Source organism: Shewanella sp. Isolate11, assembly GCF_022398315.1.
In the GTDB taxonomy this organism is placed as follows: Bacteria; Pseudomonadota; Gammaproteobacteria; order Enterobacterales; family Shewanellaceae; genus Shewanella.
Genome location: NZ_JAKEVF010000002.1, coordinates 781665 through 803520, shown reverse-complemented (window position 1 = coordinate 803520; position 21856 = coordinate 781665). Strand labels below are relative to the sequence as shown.

General features: G+C 44.6%; 16 protein-coding genes. 7 read left to right on the top strand and 9 right to left on the bottom strand.

Annotated elements, in window-relative coordinates; all coding sequences use genetic code 11:
- Positions 1 to 779 precede the first annotated feature (779 nt).
- The gene (locus L1D21_RS08750; protein WP_239844849.1) at positions 780 to 1922 is read left to right on the top strand and encodes a DcaP family trimeric outer membrane transporter; all 1143 of its coding nucleotides are present in this window, start codon (positions 780 to 782) and stop codon (positions 1920 to 1922) included.
- A 61-nt stretch (positions 1923 to 1983) separates the two neighbouring features.
- On the opposite strand, the gene L1D21_RS08745 is transcribed toward L1D21_RS08750, so the two are convergent.
- From L1D21_RS08745 to acs, 3 genes are all read right to left on the bottom strand, one after another.
- The gene (locus L1D21_RS08745; protein WP_028764773.1) at positions 1984 to 2241 is read right to left on the bottom strand and encodes a GrxA family glutaredoxin; all 258 of its coding nucleotides are present in this window, start codon (positions 2239 to 2241) and stop codon (positions 1984 to 1986) included.
- A 64-nt stretch (positions 2242 to 2305) separates the two neighbouring features.
- On the bottom strand, positions 2306 to 4045 hold the full coding sequence (locus L1D21_RS08740; RefSeq protein WP_239844848.1) for a DEAD/DEAH box helicase: 1740 nt from the start codon (positions 4043 to 4045) through the stop codon (positions 2306 to 2308).
- Between the two features lie 135 nt (positions 4046 to 4180).
- Positions 4181 to 6133 carry an acetate--CoA ligase gene (acs, locus tag L1D21_RS08735; RefSeq protein ID WP_239844847.1) on the bottom strand — a complete coding sequence of 651 codons (1953 nt, stop codon included), beginning with the start codon at positions 6131 to 6133 and terminating at the stop codon, positions 4181 to 4183.
- Between the two features lie 178 nt (positions 6134 to 6311).
- On the opposite strand from acs, the gene L1D21_RS08730 reads away from it, so the two are divergent.
- The 3 genes from L1D21_RS08730 to L1D21_RS08720 all read left to right on the top strand — a co-directional run bounded on the left by L1D21_RS08730 (position 6312) and on the right by L1D21_RS08720 (position 11845).
- A complete protein-coding gene (locus L1D21_RS08730) occupies positions 6312 to 9737 on the top strand; it encodes a hybrid sensor histidine kinase/response regulator (RefSeq protein ID WP_239844846.1) in 3426 nt (1141 codons plus the stop codon).
- Between the two features lie 47 nt (positions 9738 to 9784).
- Complete coding sequence (locus L1D21_RS08725; RefSeq protein ID WP_239844845.1) at positions 9785 to 10417, top strand: fumarylacetoacetate hydrolase family protein; 633 nt, start codon at positions 9785 to 9787, stop codon at positions 10415 to 10417.
- 138 nt (positions 10418 to 10555) lie between these two features.
- Positions 10556 to 11845 (top strand): FAD-binding oxidoreductase, encoded by a 1290-nt coding sequence (locus L1D21_RS08720; protein ID WP_239844844.1) that lies wholly within the window; start codon positions 10556 to 10558, stop codon positions 11843 to 11845.
- 118 nt (positions 11846 to 11963) lie between these two features.
- On the opposite strand, the gene L1D21_RS08715 is transcribed toward L1D21_RS08720, so the two are convergent.
- Both L1D21_RS08715 and L1D21_RS08710 read right to left on the bottom strand, forming a co-directional pair.
- Positions 11964 to 12152: a DUF3185 family protein gene (locus L1D21_RS08715; RefSeq protein WP_239844843.1), complete on the bottom strand. Its 189-nt coding sequence runs from the start codon at positions 12150 to 12152 to the stop codon at positions 11964 to 11966.
- Positions 12153 to 12308: 156 nt separating this feature from the next.
- The gene (locus L1D21_RS08710) at positions 12309 to 13178 is read right to left on the bottom strand and encodes a LysR substrate-binding domain-containing protein (RefSeq protein ID WP_239844842.1); all 870 of its coding nucleotides are present in this window, start codon (positions 13176 to 13178) and stop codon (positions 12309 to 12311) included.
- Between the two features lie 172 nt (positions 13179 to 13350).
- Here L1D21_RS08710 and L1D21_RS08705 point away from each other — a divergent pair, with 172 nt between their 5' ends.
- On the top strand, positions 13351 to 14481 hold the full coding sequence (locus L1D21_RS08705; protein WP_239844841.1) for an S-(hydroxymethyl)glutathione dehydrogenase/class III alcohol dehydrogenase: 1131 nt from the start codon (positions 13351 to 13353) through the stop codon (positions 14479 to 14481).
- A gap of 58 nt (positions 14482 to 14539) precedes the next feature.
- Positions 14540 to 15379 (top strand): S-formylglutathione hydrolase, encoded by an 840-nt coding sequence (fghA, locus tag L1D21_RS08700; protein WP_239844840.1) that lies wholly within the window; start codon positions 14540 to 14542, stop codon positions 15377 to 15379.
- 144 nt (positions 15380 to 15523) lie between these two features.
- Here fghA and L1D21_RS08695 read toward each other — a convergent pair whose 3' ends face one another.
- From L1D21_RS08695 to L1D21_RS08680, 4 genes are all read right to left on the bottom strand, one after another.
- On the bottom strand, positions 15524 to 16183 hold the full coding sequence (locus L1D21_RS08695) for a response regulator transcription factor (protein ID WP_239844839.1): 660 nt from the start codon (positions 16181 to 16183) through the stop codon (positions 15524 to 15526).
- A 505-nt stretch (positions 16184 to 16688) separates the two neighbouring features.
- Positions 16689 to 17108 carry an acyl-CoA thioesterase gene (locus L1D21_RS08690; RefSeq protein ID WP_239844838.1) on the bottom strand — a complete coding sequence of 140 codons (420 nt, stop codon included), beginning with the start codon at positions 17106 to 17108 and terminating at the stop codon, positions 16689 to 16691.
- Between the two features lie 195 nt (positions 17109 to 17303).
- Positions 17304 to 18365 (bottom strand): 3-deoxy-7-phosphoheptulonate synthase, encoded by a 1062-nt coding sequence (locus tag L1D21_RS08685; protein WP_239844837.1) that lies wholly within the window; start codon positions 18363 to 18365, stop codon positions 17304 to 17306.
- A 170-nt stretch (positions 18366 to 18535) separates the two neighbouring features.
- Positions 18536 to 19348 carry a pyruvate, water dikinase regulatory protein gene (locus tag L1D21_RS08680; protein ID WP_239844836.1) on the bottom strand — a complete coding sequence of 271 codons (813 nt, stop codon included), beginning with the start codon at positions 19346 to 19348 and terminating at the stop codon, positions 18536 to 18538.
- Between the two features lie 126 nt (positions 19349 to 19474).
- Between L1D21_RS08680 and ppsA the strand changes: the two genes are divergently transcribed.
- On the top strand, positions 19475 to 21844 hold the full coding sequence (gene ppsA / locus L1D21_RS08675) for a phosphoenolpyruvate synthase (protein WP_239844835.1): 2370 nt from the start codon (positions 19475 to 19477) through the stop codon (positions 21842 to 21844).
- Positions 21845 to 21856 lie beyond the last annotated feature (12 nt).

Below are 21856 nucleotides of genomic sequence, written 5' to 3'. Positions count from 1 at the left end.
GAAGTTAGCTTAGTCGCTGCTTGTTAAAAAAGAGGCAGTTGGCTTTACTCTTAACTCCACATTGGTCGAAGGNGACCCACCACTTATTTTTAAGTGGTCAAATAGGACGGAGATGAAGTTAGCTTAGTCGCTGCTTGTTAAAAAAGAGGCAGTTGGCTTTACTCTTAACTCCACATTGGTCGAAGGTTCGAATCCTTCACGACCCACCACTTATTTTTAAGTGGTCAAATAGGACGGAGATGAAGTTAGCTTAGTCGCTGCTTGTTAAAAAAGAGGCAGTTGGCTTTACTCTTAACTCCACATTGGTCGAAGGTTCGAATCCTTCACGACCCACCACTTCTTAAAGTTTCCCCTATAGTATTTTTCATCAGATAAGTTGGTTCAATTGTAGCTTTTGAAACGAGAGACAGTTGGCTTTTCTTTTCCTTATAAGAGTCCACATTAGTCGAAGGTTCTAATTCTTCACGATACACCACTTCTTATCCATCACCTTCGATTTTGTTTTCCTATGAATTTTTAAGAGCTGCTGCTTCTATTGCTATTACCCCTCGGGTAAGCATGAGAGTCTTCGGCTTTTACTTTTATTAAGGCATTAGGGCATGGTTTTTGAAGCAGGATGTGTTGGTGAATGGGGAAGGGGTATAGTTGGGGGAACTTCTAAGTATGGTCTATTTATTAGTTGTTGCTTATCGACCTTAGTCTTATAGACGTTTTGCTAATGTTTTTGACTTATTAAGTCCGTCATATTCACTCTGATAAAATAATAAGGGAGAGTACCGATGGAACAATTAAAATTATCAATCGTCGCGGCCGCCACTATATTAGCTATGGGCTCAAGCGGGGCTATGGCTGAAACCGACTTTAAATTTGGGGGGTATGTAAAAACGGATGTGATGTTTAGTGATTACAGTAATGGAGCTCCTGACTCTGGTAATCTGTCACGTCAGTTTTATGTACCTGGAACCATATACGGCACGGCTGATAATGGTAAGCAAGTAGTCGACTTTCAAGCAAGGGAGTCTCGCTTTAACTTTAAGACTTCAACCGATCTTGATGGCCATAAACTTTCGGGTTTTATCGAACTCGATTTTATGACTCATGCTGATGGTAACGAGCGAGTATCCAACAGCTATTCACCTCGTATTCGTCATGCGTTTGTGAGCTATGATAATTGGACCGTGGGTCAAACCTGGTCAACTTTTCAAAACCCTGGGGCATTACCTGAAAATTTAGACTTTGTGGGTGCTGCTGAAGGTACACCGTTTGTTCGTCAAGCTCAGGTGCGTTATACCAACGGTGGTTTCCAGTTTGCGCTGGAAAACCCAGAGACAACGGTCACGCCATATACCGGTGGTGCGCGCGTTGTTAGTGGCAGTGGTATGATCCCTGACTTCGTAGCTCGTTATAACTTTAATACCGAGGGTGGCGCTAAATTCACCGTTGCAGGTTTAGCACGACAGTTAAACGTTGAAAATGCCACTATCGATGCACAGACTATGGCATACGGTGTAAGCGTAACCGGTGTCATTCCTGTAGGTAGTGATGATATTAAATTCTCAGCAACGGCAGGTGATGGTATGGGCCGTTATATGGCGCTTAACTATGCTAATGCGGGTGTAATTGATGCTAATGGTGATATTGAAACCATTTCTTCTTACGGTGGTTTTGTGGCATATCGTCACTGGTGGAATGATAAGTGGCGCTCAAGTATTACTGCATCAGGTTTTAAGGCCGATAATGATGTTGCCTTAACCGGTGGTGCTGTCAACGAAGAGTCATATTCAGGCTATATAAACTTACTTTATTCACCTGTGAAACCAATGACATTCGGTGTTGAATATATGTATGCAGAAAATACCAAGCAGAATGGAGATAAAGGCGAACTTAATCGCGTGATGTTCTCTGTAAAATATGTACTCTAGTTTATTGTTAAGCTAAATAAAAAGGAGGCAATTGCCTCCTTTTTTACGTTAAGCGATAAACTTAAAGTAAGTTGTTGTCGCGAACATATTGTTCGAACTCAGTGCAGCCACCAACGTGTACTTGATCGACAAAGATCTGAGGCACTGTTTCAACAGGCTTACCCACGGTCTTTTCTAGATCCGCTTTGCTTATCCCTTCTGCGTGAATATCCACATATTTAAATTTAAAATCATCACGAGCTTCAACAAGTTGCTCTGATAACTGAACGGCTCTAACACAATATGGACAGCCTGGACGGCCAAAAATTACAACAAACATATAAGCTCCTGATAAATCAACTGAGTCTTTATACCATAGCGACAGGGAGTTTGTATATTGTGATTCAGGCAAACTTTTGTTCACTGTGAAAGCGGCCTTGATAATCAAAAAAACGTTCGACTAGCTCCCATCCTTTTTTATTCTTTTTAAGCAATAATAAATCGGGGTAACGAAATGCTTCTCGGGCAGCGATAACCTGCTCGATATTCGCTAATTTGGGCTGTTTACATCCAGGCGTGCGGGTGTGTTTGTGGACAAAGATACCATAGAAAGCACGAATTTGAGCCGGAGTTTGAAAGCTAAAATAACAACAAAAGTCATTACCCTGATTGTCAAGATAACGCACTCTGAGTTTATCTTTGTGCTTTTCAAACAACATATCTTGGCAACGAAACAGATGATGGTGCTTTTGCTGTAACACCTCTTTTAAGCGCTTATCGGGGTCGACTAAGACGCTGTCACAATGTTGGCAGATTTTGGCTGCGATATCATTTTCCATACCGCACTGAGGACAAGACTTACTGCGAAAGCGGAAGTCACACTGCTGCTTACCTTGCTTTGTGTCGATAATGGCTTGGCAGCGGCGGCCAAAATGTTCAACCAAATCACCGTCATTATCTACTACTCCCCAAAATATATTGGCAAAATCACACACAGGGCAGTGTACTTGAACCGGGACACTTTTGCTGTCGGGTTTGGCTTGTCCGACTTCGGGAAAGAAGAGATCAAAGCCATTGGCGGCGTAGTCGATGATCATACAATCGCTTTTGCCTTCACAGATCCTTAGCCCTCGGCCGATCATTTGTTGAAACAAACTCACCGATGCTGTGGGTCTTAATATGGCAATTAAATCGACATGGGGCGCATCAAAACCTGTAGTAAGTACGGCTACGTTTACTAGGTACTTCAGTTGGCGTTGTTTAAAGCGCTCGATGATCTCATCACGCTCAGACGACGGCGTAGTGGCGGTGATTAAACCTGCTGCAATATCGCCAAGTTGATTGATGATCTCCTGAGCATGTCTGATGGTGGCGGCGAAGATAATGCAGCCGCGTTTGTGGCTAGCCAACTGGGTTATCTGCTTAACGATTGCCGTGGTGGCTCTGCCTGCCACATTGAGTAATGCATCGATCTCAGCCTCTCGATACTCACCCGTGGCTGTCGGTTCAAGTTCGCTGAAATCATACTGCGCCGATAAGCCGTCAAATAATTTTGGCTCGGTTAAATAACCTTGCTTGATTAATGGCCGGATAGGGAGTTCAAAGATACACTGCTCAAACGCTGGGGCTTGGTCATTGCCCATTCTGCCATGATAGTGATGGCGGTAGATCCAGCCTGAATCCAGTCGGTAGGGCGTCGCCGTCAGTCCCAGCAGTTTGAGTTTTGGATTGCGCTGTTTTAAATGGCTGAGCAGTTGTTGATATTGGCTGTCTTTATCGGCATTGACTCGATGACATTCGTCGATGATCACCAAGGAGTATGGTTCATCAAATTTTACCGGGTTTTTAACGGCAGATTGAATACTCGCGACTACGGTTTTATTGCTGGTGTTTTTTTGTTTTAAGCCTGCGGAGTAAATACTCGCCTCGTCGGTCAACAAACCTACTTTCTCAGCATTTTGGGCGACCAGTTCTTTAACGTGAGTCAATACCAATATACGTCCGCGGGCAATACGCGCTAGCTCGGCAATGACGATGCTTTTTCCCGCTCCGGTTGGCAATACGAGTACGGCGGAATCTTGGCTTTGTTTAAAATGGGCGATAGCAGCATCGACCGCTTGTTGTTGATAATCTCGTAATTGCACGTTGTTGATGATTTTGCTGGAATTGACAATGAAGTGAGACAGAGGATAACAGCGCTAACGCTTGCGAACCAGTTGCCATTGAAAATAAAAAGCCCCTCATTTGAGGGGCTTGAATTAGCGACGTTTAGTATCAGCTTATTCGCTGCGATTTAAGCGAGATTCAATCAAGGTATCGATTACCGCAGGATCTGCTAGCGTAGAAGCATCACCCAAATTGGTTACTTCGTTAGCAGCGATCTTACGTAAGAAGCGACGCATGATTTTGCCTGAACGAGTCTTAGGTAAACCGCCTGCCCACTGGATCAAGTCTGGTGTAGCTAATGCACCGATCTCCTTTCTGACCCATTGGCGCAGCTCTTGGCGAAGTTCTTCGCTTTCTTGTGTGCCTTTAGTCAGCGTCACATAAGCGTAGATGCCTTGACCTTTAATGTCGTGTGGATAGCCCACCACAGCGGCCTCAGCAACATGCTCGTGAGAAACGAGGGCACTTTCTACCTCAGCTGTACCTAGGCGGTGGCCGGATACGTTAATCACATCATCTACACGACCGGTGATCCAGTAGTAACCATCTTCGTCACGGCGAGCCCCGTCACCTGTGAAGTACATACCGCGGAATGTCTTAAAGTAAGTCAGTGCGAAACGTTCATGATCGCCATAAACCGTACGCATCTGTCCAGGCCAAGAATCGAGGATTACTAAGTTGCCTTCAGTTGCGCCATCGATAATATTACCCATGTTATCAACCAGTGCCGGTTGTACACCAAAGAAGGGACGAGTTGCAGAACCTGGTTTAGTGTCGGTAGCACCTGGTAGTGGACTGATTAAGATGCCGCCTGTTTCAGTTTGCCACCAAGTATCAACGATAGGGCAGTTTTCATGTCCAATCACTTCATGGTACCAACGCCATGCTTCTGGGTTGATTGGCTCACCCACAGAACCCATGATCCGCAGTGAACTACCATCAAATGAATCAAACTGCTCTTTACCTTCAGCCATCAAGGCGCGAATCAGTGTTGGTGCAGTATAAAGAATGTTGACTTTATGACGATCCACCATCTCTCCTAAACGAGCAGGGCTTGGGTAGTTGGGAACACCTTCGTGGATCAGAATGGTTGCGCCATTGGCCAGTGGGCCGTATACCATATAGGAATGGCCGGTGATCCAACCTACATCGGCAGTACACCAATAGACTTCACCTTCTTTGTAATCGAATACATATTCGTGAGTCATTGAGGCGTAAACCATGTAACCCCCGGTGGTGTGTAACACACCTTTTGGATTACCGGTTGAACCTGAAGTGTACAGTAGGAATAGTGGATCTTCTGCGCCCATCTCTTCGGCGACACAGTGCTCAGAAGCGGTGTCCATGAGCGACTGCCATTTGATGTCACGACCTTCTACCCAATTGACTTTATTGCCTGTGCGTTCAAATACAATCACTTTTTCAACGCATTTCACGTCAGGGTGAGATAATGCTTCATCGATGTTGGCTTTAAGCGGGATGATGCGTCCGCCGCGTACACCTTCATCGGCAGTGATCACCACCTTAGATTTGCCATCGATAACACGAGAAGCAATAGAGTCAGGTGAGAAACCACCAAACACCACTGAGTGAATTGCACCGATGCGGGCACAAGCCAGCATGACGATAGCCGCTTCTGGCACCATTGGCATGTAAACTGTCACAACATCACCACGGCGCACCCCCTGGCTGCGTAGTGCGTTGGCAAATTTACAGACTTCTTTGTGTAGCTCGCCATATGTTAGCGTACGTTGATCCGCGGCGTCGTCACCTTCCCAGATGATAGCGACCTTGTCGGCATTGTTTTCTAAATGTCTATCGAGACAGTTAACAGATGCATTCAGGGTGCCATCATAAAACCAGTTAATTGACAGGTTATGATCATCAAAAGAGGTTTGTTTAACTTTAGTGTAAGGCTTGATCCAATCGATGCGCTTACCGTGTTCTCTCCAGAAACCTTCAGGGTTGACCACTGACTCCTGATACATTTTTTTGTATTGTTCTTCGTTAATGTGTGCTTTAGTTGCGATTTCGCTTGGCACTTTATAGAGAGACTGCGTGCTCATCTGACTTCCTTTATTAGCTTATTGTGCATAAATGAAGTATGGATTGCTTGGGGCGATTAGCTCTATTAGACCTTGGTCTAGCAAAAAAAATATCGTTAACTTTTAGTCTGTTGTGATTATCCTCAGCAGAGAATTGCGCTAGTATTTAGCGCAGAATAATTAAAAAAATGGAAAACCTATGAATCTAACCCTCGTTGTGGGCGTGATTGCCATTTTATATGTGTCATTGCTTTTTCTATTGGCCTGGGGGGCCGAACGCTGGTTTGGGCGCATCACAAAGCGGATTCAGAGCTGGATTTACGGACTGAGTCTTGCTGTCTATTGTTCTTCTTGGAGTTTCCTTGGCACGGTAGGGCAATCGGCTGAAGATTTGTGGTCATTTCTACCGATTTTTATCGGACCAATTCTGATTTTTGTGTTTGGTTTCGGTTTACTTCGCAAAATGGTTATCGTGTCAAAGGCGCAAAATATCACCTCTGTAGCCGATTTTATTGCCGCTCGCTACGGTAAATCACAAACCATTGCCGCAATCGTCACCCTGATCGCGCTGTTTGGCATCATGCCTTATATTGCTTTGCAGTTGAAGGCGATGGTATTTAGCTTAAATCTGTTTCAACCTGAAATGTCACCTTATGATGGCGCTCGGGTATCCTTGATTGTTACTGCGTTATTAGCGCTTTTCGCCATCTTATTTGGTACTCGTAAACTTGATGCGACCGAACATAATCCAGGTATGATGTTAGCGATTGCGTTCGAGTCACTGGTTAAGTTAGCAGCCTTTTTGTTGGTGGGGTTAGTCGTCTGTTTTGGATTTTTTGATGGCTTTGGTGATATTTGGCAACAGGCGTTAGATAAAGATCTGATTATTAATCCCGAGCTGCGGATAGAACAGTTAACACCTCAGCTTTTGGTGGGGATGGCGGCTTTTCTGTGTATGCCTCGGCAATTCCATGTGATGATGGTGGAGTGTGCTGATGAGAAAACTTTACTCAAGGCACGCTGGCTATTTCCATTGTATTTGCTGTTATTTGGCCTTTTTGTCGCACCGCTGGCTCTCGCAGGTAAAATCTTGCTAGGTGACAGTGTTGCAGCCGATACCTATGTGATTAATTTACCCTTAGCGTTAGAGCATCCAGCAATTGCTTTAATCGCATTGCTGGGCACCTTATCGGCCGCGACTGGGATGGTAATTGTGGCGGTAGTGACCATTAGTGTGATGGTCAGTAACGAATGGTTAGTGCCACTATTGCTGCGCTCAGGACGTATCCGCCAGAAAAATTTCAGTCAATTTTCACAGTTCTTGTTAAACACCCGTCGTATATCCATAGTGCTGATTTTAGCCATCGGCTATTTCAGTTACCTGACCTTTATGGACAGCAATTCGCTATCGACATTAGGTATGTTGTCCTTCGGTGCATTTGCCCAATTGGCACCGGCATTAGTGGGCGGTATGTATTGGAAACACGGTAATCGTCGCGGTGTATATTTAGGCTTGATAGTCGGTTTTGGTTTGTGGTGTTACATCTTATTTCAAGGCATGGGTGATACAAGGGGAGTGTTTGGAGCAGAGTTAACCTTGCTCGATTCTATTAATCCTAGTGTTCGCGACACCCTTACCGCATTAATCGCTAACACCTGTTGTTATGTTTTAGGCTCCATTTGGTTTAGAGCTGGGGTTGCTGAGCGAATTCAAGCCAGTGCCTTTGTGACACCCGGTCAGCTAAAAAACAGTGATAATCGCCGAGCATCACCGATTTCCCAGCAAGATTTGTTAATTCTCGCCAGTCGCTTTGTTAGCCCTACGAGGGCTTATGAAAGCTTTTCGCGTTTTTCTGATGAAGCAGTACGCAGTGATAGTTGGCATAAGGTGGCATCGCCCGAGCTTATCGATCACACCGAGCACATGCTCGCCGGGGTTTTAGGTGGTTCCAGTGCTTCATTGGTGATGGACTCGGTTTTACAAGGGCGAGATCTTGCGCTCGATGAAGTGTTTAACTTAGTCGATGAAGCATCTTCGAAAATTATTCTTAGCCAAGATATGTTGCGTGGCGCGATAGAGCATGCCTATGAAGGTATGAGTGTGGTCGATAAAGACTTTAATCTGGTAGCTTGGAATTACAAATATGAAGAGTTATATCGATACCCAGATAACTTCTTACAACAAGGGATGCCTATTGCAGAGGTGATCCGCTTCAATGCCGAGCGCGGTTATTGTGGTGCTGGCGATATTGAAGAGCAGGTCGCCAAGCGCGTGCAACATATGAAAAACGGCACTGCTCATGTGTCTGAGCGAGAGCGCCGTGATGGTAAGGTGATAAAAATTCAGGGTAATCCTATGCCCAGCGGCGGTTTCGTGATGACTTTTACCGATATTACTCAATATCGGGCTCAAGCCAGGGCGCTACAAGAAAGTAATGAGACCCTTGAGGCAAGAGTCAAAGAGCGTACTTATGAACTGGCGTTGCTCAACAGTCAGTTACTGGAAGCCAAGGCGCAAGAGGAAAATGCCAATGCTTCGAAGAGCCGCTTCTTAGCCGCTGTGGGTCATGATTTAATGCAGCCGCTTAATGCGGCGCGACTATTTACTGCCTCGTTAGCTCAATATCCGAACCTAGACCAGGAGGGACGCACCACGCTGTCCCATGTCAATAGTTCGTTAAAGATCGCTGGTGAATTACTGACGGATCTGCTGGATATTTCTAAGTTGGATTCTGGCATGGTCGAGGTGAACCGCCGTGATTTCTCGGTATCTGAATTACTTGAAGGACTGGCTGTTGAGTTCAATGCGATGGCTAAAGATTACGGTATTAAGTTTTCGCTGATCCCGAGCAGTGTCATCATAAATTCAGATCTGAGTTTACTTCGTCGTATCGTGCAAAACTTCTTAACCAACGCTTATCGCTATGCCAAAGGTAGCCGAGTCGTTTTAGGCTGTCGCCATCGCGCTGGAGTATTAGAAATTCAGGTTATTGATGCCGGTTGCGGCATAGATGAAAAAGAGGTCGGTGAAATTTTTAAAGAGTTCAAGCGTCTGGATAATCCGCAATCAAAAAGTGTCAGTGGCTTAGGGCTTGGGCTAGCGATTGCCGACCGTATTGCACGGGTGCTCGAGCATGATATCAAGGTGGTATCTAAGTTGGGTCTAGGTTCGATGTTTTCTATTATCGTGCCTTTGGGTGATAAAGCCCATGTTACCTCGCCGAAGAGATCCAACATGGTCATGCAACCGCTCGCTGGAGTGAAAGTGCTGTGTATCGATAATGAAGAGGCAATTTTAGCGGGACTGGAAAGCTTATTGAGCCGTTGGCAATGTGATGTAGTGTGTGCCAGTGATCTGGCCGATGCGCGAATAAAGCTCGGATTAAAAGGAGTTGCGCCCGAGATTGTTCTTGCTGATTATCATCTGGACCATGGCCAAAATGGAGTCGATGCCATGGATGGTATTCGTGCACTTTATGGTGTTCACTTACCTGGTATTTTGATTACTGCCAATACCAACAAAGACTTGATTGAAGATATTGAGCGACGTGGATATCACTATATGGCAAAAATGGTCAAACCCGCGGCGCTAAGAGCCTTGATTTCAAGTTTGATAAAAAAATAGTTTTGATTGAAATTTCATGAAAAATATAAGTTATTAAGGATGTTATCTTGAACTTACAACAAGTCAGCTGCATAGATGGCCAAGGGATTTCTAGCTTAGTCGCTCCAAGTAAAGTGGTCTGTGTCGGGCGTAATTATGTTGAACATATCAGCGAGCTCAACAATGAAGTGCCACAACAGATGGTGCTGTTTGTTAAACCCAACTCGGCAATTTCAAGCCAATTAAATAGCTTTCATCATGAGCCACTGCATTATGAAGCCGAACTGTGTTTTATGGTTAAACAGGGAAAGTTTCATGGTGTCGGCGTTGGGCTCGATCTCACTAAACGTCAACTACAAAGCGAATTAAAAGCTAAAGGTTTACCCTGGGAGCGCGCCAAAAGTTTCGATGGCTCGGCGTTATTTAGCGAATTTGTTGAGATAAAAGGTGACTTATCCGAGCTATCTTTTAGTTTGCATATTAATGGCCAGAAGCGCCAATTTGGTAATGTGGATTTAATGATCAACAAGCCGGATGATATTTATCGCGAAATCAGCGAGTTCATGACGTTAATCGATGGTGACATAGTGATGACAGGGACACCCAAAGGGGTGGGGGTTGTCGAAAGTGATCATGAGTTTACTCTTTGTTTATTTGAGCAAGACCAAGTGATGACACATGTGAGGTGGAACGCGTGTTAAAATGTTGAATAGTGGTTATGCGATGCATTTTATTGACCTGACTTACAACTTCGATATACTCGAATATCAAACGTTTTGTAAAAAATATAAAACAATAATTACTGGATCACTTCTTACTTAGCGCGAAAAGGAAGCCAAATGTCTCTACCTCGTTGTCCCTCTTACTATAACGCGACCATTAAACATGAAACCCATTATCCTCAACTTGAGGGTGAGTTAGAAGTTGATGTGGTGATCATCGGTGGTGGTTTTACCGGAGTAGCAACGGCATTGGAGCTTAGTGAGCAGGGGATCTCGGTGGCGATCGTTGAAGCCAATAAGATTGCTTGGGGCGCAACGGGCCGAAATGGAGGCCAAGTTACCGGCAGTTTGTCTGGCGATAAAGCCATGGTAAAGCAGCTACAAAATAGCATTGGCATCGAGGCTGAACAGTTTGTATGGGATTTACGTTGGCGCGGACATGAGATCATCAAACAGCGAGTGGCTAAGTATGGTATTGATTGTGATTTAAAATATGGCCATCTGCACACGGCTTATAAACCGGCGCATATGGCTGAAATGCTAGCCACTTTCGATGAAGGTGCTCGCCGCGGTATGGCTGATGAATTAATTTTAGTGTCAAAAGCTGGCATCAGCGATTATCTCGATACACCGCTTTACCATGGTGGATTATTAAATAAACGCAATATGCACCTGCATTCGGTTAATTTATGTATTGGCGAAGCCAGAGCCGCTGAGGCCAATGGTGCGAAAATTTTTGAATATTCCCAAGTGATCGATATACAAGATGGTGAGCAGGTGGTTGTTAAAACGCCGAAAGGGCAGATCACTGCGAAAACCGCTGTGCTTGCTGGTAATGCATATCATAAGCTGGCGCGAAATAAGTTAAGCGGTTTATTGTTTCCCGCATCATTAGGTAATTGTGCCACTGTTCGATTAGATCCCGCACTGGCAAAACAGTTAAACCCACATGATTTAGCCGTTTACGATAGTCGTTTTGTGCTGGATTATTATCGCATGACTGCGGATCATCGCTTAATGTTTGGCGGTGGGACTAACTATTCTGGCCGAGACTCTAAACATGTTGCCGATGAATTAAGGCCGGCATTAGAGCGCACATTTCCAAAGCTTAAAGGCATTGAAATTGAGTTTGAATGGACTGGCATGGCGGGGATTGTGGTGAATCGTATTCCACAGCTTGGAAAAATATCTCCCAATTTGTTTTATTGTCAGGGTTATTCTGGCCATGGGGTTGCCACCTCTCACATCATGGGGGAAATTATGGCGCAGGCGGTGAGAGGGCAATTAGAAGAGTTTGATCTATTTGCCAATATGAAGCAGATCCGCTTGCCAGTTGGCGAATGGTTAGGCAAACAGGGGATGGCGCTGGGGATGCTCTATTATCGGATGATGGAGCATTTTCGCTAATATCTGCGGAAACACCGATCGGTTGATATCGTGCTAAACATGGCTGTATCTGCAATCTAGTGTTTATCAGCTTTGTGGTAGATGATAGTTACGACAAAGCTGATCAATACAGTAATGATTATTTGACCTTGGTAATACCTATCAATATGCACACGGCACCGCCAATCATGCCTGCCCAAGCTTCAATTGGCGCATCGCCGCTAAAGGCTCTGCTGAGTTGAGAGCTCGCCGAATCAAAGATGTTATAACCCCATGCTGCCAAAGCAACGCCAACGATAATAAGTACAATTCCGAGCACTTTGTTCATTGATATCGATCCTATAGTGAAAATATGAATATAAAATTTACCAGCATTGAGTAAAAAGTGTTTGTCTGAACGTCACAATTTTGTGTTCTCTATCAAACTTAACCTCTCGACTAAAAAAATCAATCTGAATCTGGATTATTTTCAATAGATTATCGATTAGGGCAAGTTTGCTTCGAGAAAGTCCACCATCAGTCTGACTTTCGGTGAAAGGTGACGATTCTGCGGATAGAGTGCCCACACGCCTTCATTGGGTTCTTGATAGGCCGTCAGGAGAGGAACCAGAGTGCCTTCTTCTATGTCCTGGCTAATATAGTAATTTGGCAGTTGCGCGATACCTATACCTTTAAGTACAGCGTCACGTAGGCCGTGGCCTGTATTACATTTTAGTGTGCCTTTAATTTTGACTTGTCGTTCACGACCTTGGTCGATAAAGCGCCAATAGTCATAATTGCCACTAAGACAATTATGCTGGCTGAGTTCAGACAGGGTATGAGGCTCACCAAATCGTTTAAGATATTCGGGTGAAGCACAAACAAAGTTAGTTCGCTGGCTGACACGTTTGGCCATCAGACTGGAGTCGGCCAGCTTTCCTATACGGATAGCTAAATCTATACCTGCATCGATTAAATTAACTTGCCTGTTGGTGAGCTCAACATCCATCTCGACGCTGGGATACTGCTGCATAAAGTCATTAACTATGGGTAGAATATATTTTTCACCATAAGCCACAGGCGCAGTGAGTTTGAGTAAACCTTGAGGGGTGTTTTTTAGGCTGCTTAATGCACGCTCTGCTTCATCTAGCCCATCGAGAACCTGACGGCAATGCTTATAGTAGAGGCTTCCCTCTTCGGTTAAGGCCACTTTACGAGTTGTACGGTAAAACAGTTTGGTATCGAGTCTGCGTTCTAGCGCACCAACTTGGCGACTCACTTGAGCGGTCGATAAATTTAATCGTTTAGCGGCTCCGGTAAAGCTATTTGTTTCACTGACTGCGACAAATTCACTGACCCCTTCCCAATTCTGCATTGTTACTATCTCGTAAAAATGATTTACAGTTTTGCTAGATTATCATTGCATGTGAAATAAATACAATAAGCCATAACCTTTGGTCGCGGCACCATGATGCCGTAAAGCACAGCAATTTAGGCAAAAGCGGCTAAATTGTGTGTGGGTATGTAATTTATTGGAGTAGCTAAACATGGCAGATAAGTTTATTAAATCGAAAGCGGCAATTGCTTGGGCAGCGGGTCAACCTTTATCGGTAGAAGAGGTTGATGTGATGTTGCCTAAAGCGGGTGAAGTCTTAGTCAAAATCGTTGCTACAGGCGTTTGCCATACCGATGCATTTACCTTATCAGGTGATGATCCTGAAGGGGTTTTCCCAGCGATCTTAGGCCATGAAGGTGGCGGTATTGTTGAAATGGTTGGTGAAGGTGTTACCAGCGTAAAGGTGGGAGACCATGTTATTCCGCTTTACACCCCTGAATGTGGCGAATGTAAGTTTTGTAAATCGGGTAAAACTAACCTTTGTCAAAAGATCCGTGAAACTCAAGGTAAAGGTTTAATGCCTGATGGCACCACACGTTTCTATAAAGATGGTGAGCCAATTTTCCATTACATGGGCTGCTCAACCTTCTCTGAATATACTGTGTTACCTGAGATTTCTTTAGCAAAAGTCAATCCTGAAGCGCCATTGGAAGAGGTGTGTCTCTTAGGTTGCGGTGTCACTACCGGTATGGGCGCAGTACTCAATACGGCTAAAGTCGAGCCGGGCGCAAGTGTGGCTATTTTTGGTATTGGAGGGATTGGGTTATCAGCCATTATTGGTGCGACAATGGCTGGCGCTACCCGTATCATTGCTATCGATATTAACGAGAGTAAATTTGAATTAGCACGTCAATTAGGCGCGACTGACTGCATCAATCCTAAAAATTATGACAAGCCGATCCAAGAAGTGATTGTAGAACTGACAGACGGTGGTGTTGATTATTCATTTGAATGTATCGGTAACGTCGATGTAATGCGCTCAGCGCTGGAATGTTGTCATAAAGGCTGGGGTGAGTCGGTAATTATCGGTGTGGCAGGTGCGGGGCAGGAGATCTCTACACGTCCATTCCAATTGGTTACTGGACGTGTATGGCGTGGTAGCGCATTCGGCGGTGTGAAAGGGCGTTCAGAGCTTCCTGAAATTGTTGAAAAATACCTACGCGGTGAGTTTAAACTAAGCGATTTCATCACTCACACTATGGCGCTAGAAGAGATTAACAGCGCATTTGATTTGATGCACGAAGGTAAGAGTATCCGCTCGGTAGTGCATTTCAACAAATAAACCATAACCAAACAAGCGATCAGCTCTGTGCTGGTCGCGTTGTGATATAGGTGGGATGATGACGTTAGAAAATATTAGCAGCACAAAGAGTTTTGCTGGTTGGCACAAACAGTACCAACATCAATCAATAAGCCTAAATTGCCAGATGCGTTTTGCCATCTTCTTGCCACCGCAAGCCAGCGAGCAGAAGGTACCTGTGGTTTATTGGTTATCGGGTCTGACTTGTACCGATGAAAACTTTATGCAGAAGGCGGGGGCACTTCGAATTGCTGCCGAGCTGGGTATTGCTATTGTTGCACCAGATACCAGCCCTCGCGGCGAAGGTGTTGCCGACGATGCACAGGGGAGTTATGACTTAGGTTTGGGCGCAGGGTTTTACCTCAATGCAACTGAGGCTCCTTGGAAAAGCCATTATCAGATGTATGATTATGTGGTCAATGAGCTGCCTGAACTGATTGAACAGCACTTTCCCGTTAGCCAAGTGCGTGGTATTGCTGGGCATTCGATGGGGGGCCATGGCGCGTTAACCATAGGCCTTAAAAACCCTTTGCGTTATCAGTCTATTTCGGCATTTAGTCCCATCACTAATCCGATTAATTGTCCTTGGGGACAAAAGGCATTTGAGCATTATTTAGGCAAGAACCGAGATACGTGGCTGCAATACGACGCCTGTGAATTGATGAAGTCGGTTGACTGCGATTTGCCTATCTTAGTGGATCAAGGGACCAGTGATAACTTTTTGGAAGAGCAGCTAAAACCCCATGCCTTAATTGATGCTGCGGCCAGTAATGACTATCCGTTGATCCTGCGTATGCAGGAAGGTTATGACCATAGTTATTATTTTATCGCCAGCTTTATCGAAGAGCATTTACGCTTTCATGCAAAACACTTCGAATAGGCATTTGCAACAATGCATTTGGAAATAGTACTGAGATTCAATATCTAGTCTGAAGATCTCCAGCCTTTAAATGGGTTTGATCAACAGAAAGCCGAACATGAGTTCGGCTTTATTTATATGTGATTTTGAAATTCCAAGCGTGTGCTAAATTTCGACTTTTTCCATTTCAAGTTGCTGCAGCGATATTACCGCTTGAGTGCGGTTCCTGACCCCCAATTTGCGAAAAATAGCGGTGGCGTGAGCCTTGATAGTTGCTTCTGATACGCCTAAATCGTAGGCGATTTGTTTGTTCAGCAAGCCTTCGGCAAACATTTGTAGCACCTTGTACTGCTGTGGGGTGAGATCGGCGAGTTTCGCTGCCATTTGATCGGTAGCATCTTCATTTATCTCTTGTAATTCGACATTTTCCGGTAACCAAATATCACCATATAACACAGAAGTTAATGCATCGGCTAAGGTTTCCATTGATGCCGATTTAGGTATAAATCCAGCACTGCCATAGTGCACGGCGCGGCTAATGGTCATTGAATCTTCATGGGCTGATATCACGACCACAGGCAAGTCGGGATAATGGGTACGAAGATGTATTAGGGTTGAATAACCGTGTGAACCAGGCATTTGCAGGTCGAGTAATACCAAGTCGTAAGGTGTGTTGTTTTGGTCTAATAACCCTTGCAGTGCATCGGCACTGTCTGCCTCAAACCAGCTTGTATCGGCAAATGAGCCGCTAAGTGCTTGACGTAAGGCGTTACGAAACAAAGGGTGATCATCAGCGATGATGATATTCAAATTTTCTAGCTTCATTGCTTTGTGATTATCTTTGTGGCATTTGAAGATTATTTAATGTAACAGATAATTCACGATTTGTTCTATTGCTTTATGCTTAAGATAGTGGTTTTACGGTTATTTATGCTGGAATTTAGACTTTAGTCGCGTGTTATCTTGTTGTTAAAACGATGCCGTATGAGGTAATGGCCATTTAACCTCAACTTGGGATAACTTAAGCCTTTTCGTACCTTTTGCTTGGTCTGTAATAATTTTAAAATCAATGTAATAGGGCTGATATTGGTTTGTGTTTTTGTTTTATTATCCATCTAAAATTGCAGCATAGAGCCCAATTGAACCTTCATTTGTAAGAAAACCAAGCTATATCGATTTTCTTATTCCCAAGTTGGGTTATTTAGACCGTGATAGCCATGGATGCGAGTATATTACTCATCCATTGGTAGGTTAGATATCGAGCCTGGCTGAGTTGTTGTTATAGCGAGTCTCGATATCTTTCAAAACCATTGCATGTCTCAGCAGGTGCTTACTCTTGAGTCCAAACTTTAGTGGGTTTACGGTTCTCATCTACGGCTACAAAGGTGAATACTCCGCGAATCGCGTGTTCACGACAATCTTTGTACATATCTTCGACGAAAATATTCACTTCAACTTTGAGGGAGCTGTTACCCACTTCAATCACTTTTGCGATGATTTCGGCAAGGGTTCCTGCTGGGATCGCTTTGTTGAAATCAATTCTGTCTGAGCTGACGGTGACCAATGCTTTGCGGCAAAAGCGAGTCGCTGCGATAAAAGCCGTTTCATCCATCCAGGCTAAGGCTTCGCCACCAAATAGGGTGTTATGGTGGTTAGTGATAGATGGGAAAATGGCTTTAATAACGCGAGCTTCTGATTGTTCAATTCGCGCTAAAATCGCGTCAGAGTAAGTCGATGGTGATTGTGGCATACTGCAACCTTAAGGTTATGCGATTAAAAATAGTCAGCGGGCAAAGCGGCAGATAGTAATCCAATGCTTGGCACCAAAGATGATGGAGTCTGTTCGACCTTATATAAATATCGAAATATAACGATCTTAGGCTAGATAGAAGTAAGGCTCCTTTGGGAGCCTTATCTTTAGACTAACTCGTTATGTGGTCTGAGTTTATGCAAGCTTGTTAATTCTCGCTCGAGAAGCTTTGGCTAAATCACGCAACAAAACTTCTGAATCTTGCCATTTTAGGCAGGCATCGGTAATGCTTTGGCCATAAGTAAGAGGTTGACCTGCTACTACTTTCTGGTTGCCTTCTTCGATGAAGCTTTCAGCCATGATCCCTGCAATCGCCGTCGAACCTTGCTCTAATTGAGCAATAATATCTTTAGCTACGCTAAGCTGACGCAGGTGCTGCTTCTGGCTGTTACCATGGCTAAAGTCGATCACCATACGGTGAGAAAGACCAACCTTGCTCAGCTGCTCGGCTGCGGCTTCGACATCGGCTTGATGATAATTAGGCTGTTTACCGCCACGTAAAATGATGTGTCCAAAAGGGTTCCCGCTAGTACGGTAAACCGCCATGGCGCCATCTTTATCTGGCGAATAGAAGATATGTGGCTCTTTTGCCGCGCGTACCGCATCGATAGCAATATTGATATTACCGTCTGTACCATTTTTAAAGCCAACAGGGCATGAAAGCGCTGAAGCCATTTCACGGTGAATTTGACTCTCTGTCGTACGGGCTCCCACTGCGCCCCAGGTGATCAGGTCGGCAATGTACTGACCATTCACCATATCGAGAAATTCAGTGGCGATTGGCAGTTTGAGTTCGGTAATTTGTTGTAGCAGATGACGCGCTAAACGCAGACCTTTGTTGGCATTAAAGCTACCATCTAAGTCTGGATCAGAGATCAGGCCTTTCCAGCCCACAGTAGTGCGTGGCTTTTCAAAGTAGACCCGCATCAGGATACATAAATCGTCTTTTAATTCTTGATGTAATACGGCTAAGCGTTTGGCGTAGTCGATTGCCGCTTGAGTGTCATGGATAGAACAGGGACCAATAATCACTAACAAACGCTGATCATCACCGCTTAAAATGGCTTCAACTTCATGTCGTTGCTGCACTAAGTAATCGGCAGCATCTTGAGTGAGTGGATATTCAGAGGCGAGTTTAGCCGGTGAAATGGCTTTACATAACAATGTGGTGCGTAATTCGTCTGTTTTAATGGTCATTCAATATACCGAGCGTTTGTCTTTAGCATTTAGCCTTAATGCTTCGGATTATAACGAATAGTTGCACTCAGCACAGCGCCTAAAACATGAAAATATGGTTAATTTTCGGCGACTGTGCGGTCAAAGGGGTTATTCTTAGCAATTGTTGCCTTTATGTTAGCGACTTGAACTTAAAACATATGACGCTCAAGTCCGGTCCTTTCTAGGATTTTAGTGGCAATCTCTTCGACAGAGTGATTGGTGGTATTCACATAAGGGATGCGTTCTCGCTTATACATCATTTCCACTTCTTTCACTTCTATTCGGCATTGTCTTAGCGACGAATAGCGACTGTTTTCCATACGGCTTTGACGTATCTCATGCAAACGCACCGGATCGATAGTTAGACCAAAAAGTTTAGATTTATTCTTCTTAAGTATTTCTGGCAATTTTAGGTTGTCCATATCATCTTCGATGAAAGGATAGTTAGCCGCCTTGATGCCAAACTGCATAGACAAGTAAAGACTGCTAGGGGTCTTACCACAGCGGGAAACACCTAGTAAAACGATGTCGGCTTTATCTATGTGTTTTAGGGTTTGACCGTCGTCGTTTTCCATCGCGTAATTAATGGCATCGATACGCGCTTCATAACTGTGATTGGCTTTTCCGTGGGTTCGATGTGTCACTGGAACCGCTTTCATTCCTAATTGTTCTTCCAATGGCGCCACAAAAGTATTCAAAAAATCATAATCGATACACTCACTGCTATAGATAATGTCTCTGATCTCAGCTTTTACGATGGAATGGAACACCAGTGGCCGCTCGCCTGTTGTAATAAAACAATCATTGATTTGCTTTTTTACAGCCTCCGCTTTTTTAGGTGTTTCAACAAATGGAATGGTAAGTGCTTCAAACTCAACTGGAAATTGAGACAAAACCGCATGGCCAAATACTTCAGCTGTGATAGCTGTCCCATCAGAAATATAAAAGACTTTACGTGACATTTTGACCTCTTGTAGTAATAAAATTACAAATAAAATTATACATTTACGCGTGTTGCTGTGGAGTGTAAAATGCGGCTGCCCTCCTGTGAAGGGGCCACACACAAATAAACTTGCGGAGATAGAACTGTGCAGCAATATGTACTCTGGTATCAAGAATTAGGCATGGGAGACGTCAACAAGGTAGGCGGTAAAAACGCTTCTCTTGGAGAGATGATCAGCAATCTAGCTAATGCAGGTGTTCAAGTGCCTGGTGGCTTTGCGACCACCTCTTTTGCGTTCAACGAGTTTCTTGAACAAAGCGGACTTAACCAGAAGATATACGACATTCTAGATTCTCTAGATGTAGATGACGTGAATGCACTCGCTACAGCCGGTGCACAGATCAGACAGTGGGTAATTGATACCCCATTCCACCCAGAATTTGAGCAGATTGTACGTGAGTCGTACGATAAGCTTTCCTCAGAAACTAATGATGCTTCTTTCGCTGTGCGTTCATCTGCGACAGCTGAAGATATGCCTGATGCCTCTTTTGCTGGCCAGCAAGAAACTTTCCTTAACGTGAAAGGTTTCGATGCTGTACTGGTCGCAATTAAGCATGTATTTGCTTCACTGTTTAACGACAGAGCTATCTCATACCGTGTACACCAAGGATATGACCATAAGGGCGTTGCTCTTTCAGCTGGTGTACAGCGTATGGTTCGTTCTGACACCGCCGCTTCAGGTGTGATGTTCACTATGGATACTGAGTCAGGCAACAACGACGTGGTATTTGTGACATCTTCGTTTGGCCTTGGCGAAATGGTAGTACAAGGAGCTGTGAACCCTGATGAATTTTATGTTCATAAGCCAAGCCTAACCGCGGGGCATAAGTCAGTTGTTCGCCGTAACATCGGCAGCAAGTTGATTCAAATGGTTTACTCTGATGACTTAAGTCACGGCAAGCAAGTTAAGATTGAGGATGTGCCTGCTGAGCAGCGTCGTCATTTTTCAATTAACGATGATGAAGTGATGGAATTGGCGAAACAAGCCATGATCATCGAGAAACACTATGGTCGTCCAATGGACATCGAGTGGGCAAAAGACGGTAACGATGGCAAGCTTTATATCGTTCAGGCGCGTCCTGAAACCGTACGTTCACGTGAAGATGTGCAGCTCATCGAGCGCTACCACCTTAAGAGTAAAGGTGATGTGATTGGTGAAGGTCGTGCTATCGGCCATAAGATTGGTAACGGTACTGCTAAAGTATTGGCTTCAATCGAAGATATGGACCAGATCCAAGAAGGCGATGTACTGGTTACTGACATGACTGACCCAGATTGGGAACCTATCATGAAGCGTGCCAGCGCGATTGTGACAAACCGTGGTGGTCGTACTTGTCACGCAGCGATTATCGCTCGTGAATTAGGTGTTCCTGCGGTTGTGGGTTGTGGCGACATCACAGATAAGATTAAACATGGTCAGCAAGTTACCGTGTCTTGTGCAGAAGGCGATACAGGCTTCATCTATGAAGGTATTCAAGATTTTGATGTGATCTCTTCGCGCGTTGATTCTATGCCGGAATTGCCGATGAAAATTATGATGAACGTGGGTAATCCAGACAGAGCGTTTGACTTTGCTCGTCTACCTAGCGAAGGCGTAGGCCTTGCACGTCTTGAGTTCATCATCAACCGTATGATTGGTATTCACCCTAAAGCCTTACTTGAGTTCAACGATCAAACGGCTGAGTTGCAAGCTGAGATCCACGAGATGATCGCCGGTTATGACTCTCCTGTTGAGTACTATGTTGCGCGTTTGGTTGAAGGTATCGCGACAATCGCATCGGCTTTCCATCCGAAGAAAGTGATTGTACGTATGTCAGACTTTAAGTCTAACGAGTACGCTAACTTAGTTGGTGGTGACCGCTATGAGCCAGAAGAAGAAAACCCAATGTTGGGCTTCCGTGGCGCTAGCCGTTACATCTCAGAATCTTTCCGTGACTGTTTCGCGCTAGAGTGTGAAGCGATTAAGCGTGTGCGTGGTGAGATGGGTCTGAAGAATGTTGAGATTATGATCCCATTCGTTCGTACGTTGGAGGAAGGCCGTCAGGTTATCGAGCTACTGAAAGAGCAAGGTTTAGAACGTGGTAAAGATGGTCTACGTGTCATCATGATGTGTGAATTGCCTTCTAACGCGCTGCTTGCAGAACAGTTCCTTGAAATCTTCGATGGTTTCTCTATCGGCTCAAACGATTTGACCCAGTTAACCCTTGGTCTTGACCGTGACTCAGGCATCATTAGTCACCTGTTTGATGAGCGTAACGAAGCCGTTAAAGCCCTATTAGCAATGGCTATCAAGGCTGCTAAAGCGAAAGGTGCTTACGTGGGGATTTGTGGTCAAGGACCTTCAGATCATGCCGACTTTGCTGCTTGGTTAGTAGAGCAAGGTATCGATACTGTATCGCTAAACCCAGATACCGTTATCGACACTTGGTTATACCTAGGTGAACAACACGGTTAATAAACATTCTGT

Coding starts and splice junctions, on each gene's coding strand:
- L1D21_RS08750 (WP_239844849.1), top strand. CDS start 780: ATGGAACAATTAAAATTATCAATCGTCGCGGCCGCCACTATATTAGCT.
- L1D21_RS08745 (WP_028764773.1), bottom strand. CDS start 2,241: ATGTTTGTTGTAATTTTTGGCCGTCCAGGCTGTCCATATTGTGTTAGA.
- acs (WP_239844847.1), bottom strand. CDS start 6,133: ATGAGCACGCAGTCTCTCTATAAAGTGCCAAGCGAAATCGCAACTAAA.
- L1D21_RS08730 (WP_239844846.1), top strand. CDS start 6,312: ATGAATCTAACCCTCGTTGTGGGCGTGATTGCCATTTTATATGTGTCA.
- L1D21_RS08720 (WP_239844844.1), top strand. CDS start 10,556: ATGTCTCTACCTCGTTGTCCCTCTTACTATAACGCGACCATTAAACAT.
- L1D21_RS08715 (WP_239844843.1), bottom strand. CDS start 12,152: ATGAACAAAGTGCTCGGAATTGTACTTATTATCGTTGGCGTTGCTTTG.
- L1D21_RS08710 (WP_239844842.1), bottom strand. CDS start 13,178: ATGCAGAATTGGGAAGGGGTCAGTGAATTTGTCGCAGTCAGTGAAACA.
- L1D21_RS08705 (WP_239844841.1), top strand. CDS start 13,351: ATGGCAGATAAGTTTATTAAATCGAAAGCGGCAATTGCTTGGGCAGCG.
- fghA (WP_239844840.1), top strand. CDS start 14,540: ATGACGTTAGAAAATATTAGCAGCACAAAGAGTTTTGCTGGTTGGCAC.
- L1D21_RS08695 (WP_239844839.1), bottom strand. CDS start 16,183: ATGAAGCTAGAAAATTTGAATATCATCATCGCTGATGATCACCCTTTG.
- L1D21_RS08690 (WP_239844838.1), bottom strand. CDS start 17,108: ATGCCACAATCACCATCGACTTACTCTGACGCGATTTTAGCGCGAATT.
- L1D21_RS08685 (WP_239844837.1), bottom strand. CDS start 18,365: ATGACCATTAAAACAGACGAATTACGCACCACATTGTTATGTAAAGCC.
- L1D21_RS08680 (WP_239844836.1), bottom strand. CDS start 19,348: ATGTCACGTAAAGTCTTTTATATTTCTGATGGGACAGCTATCACAGCT.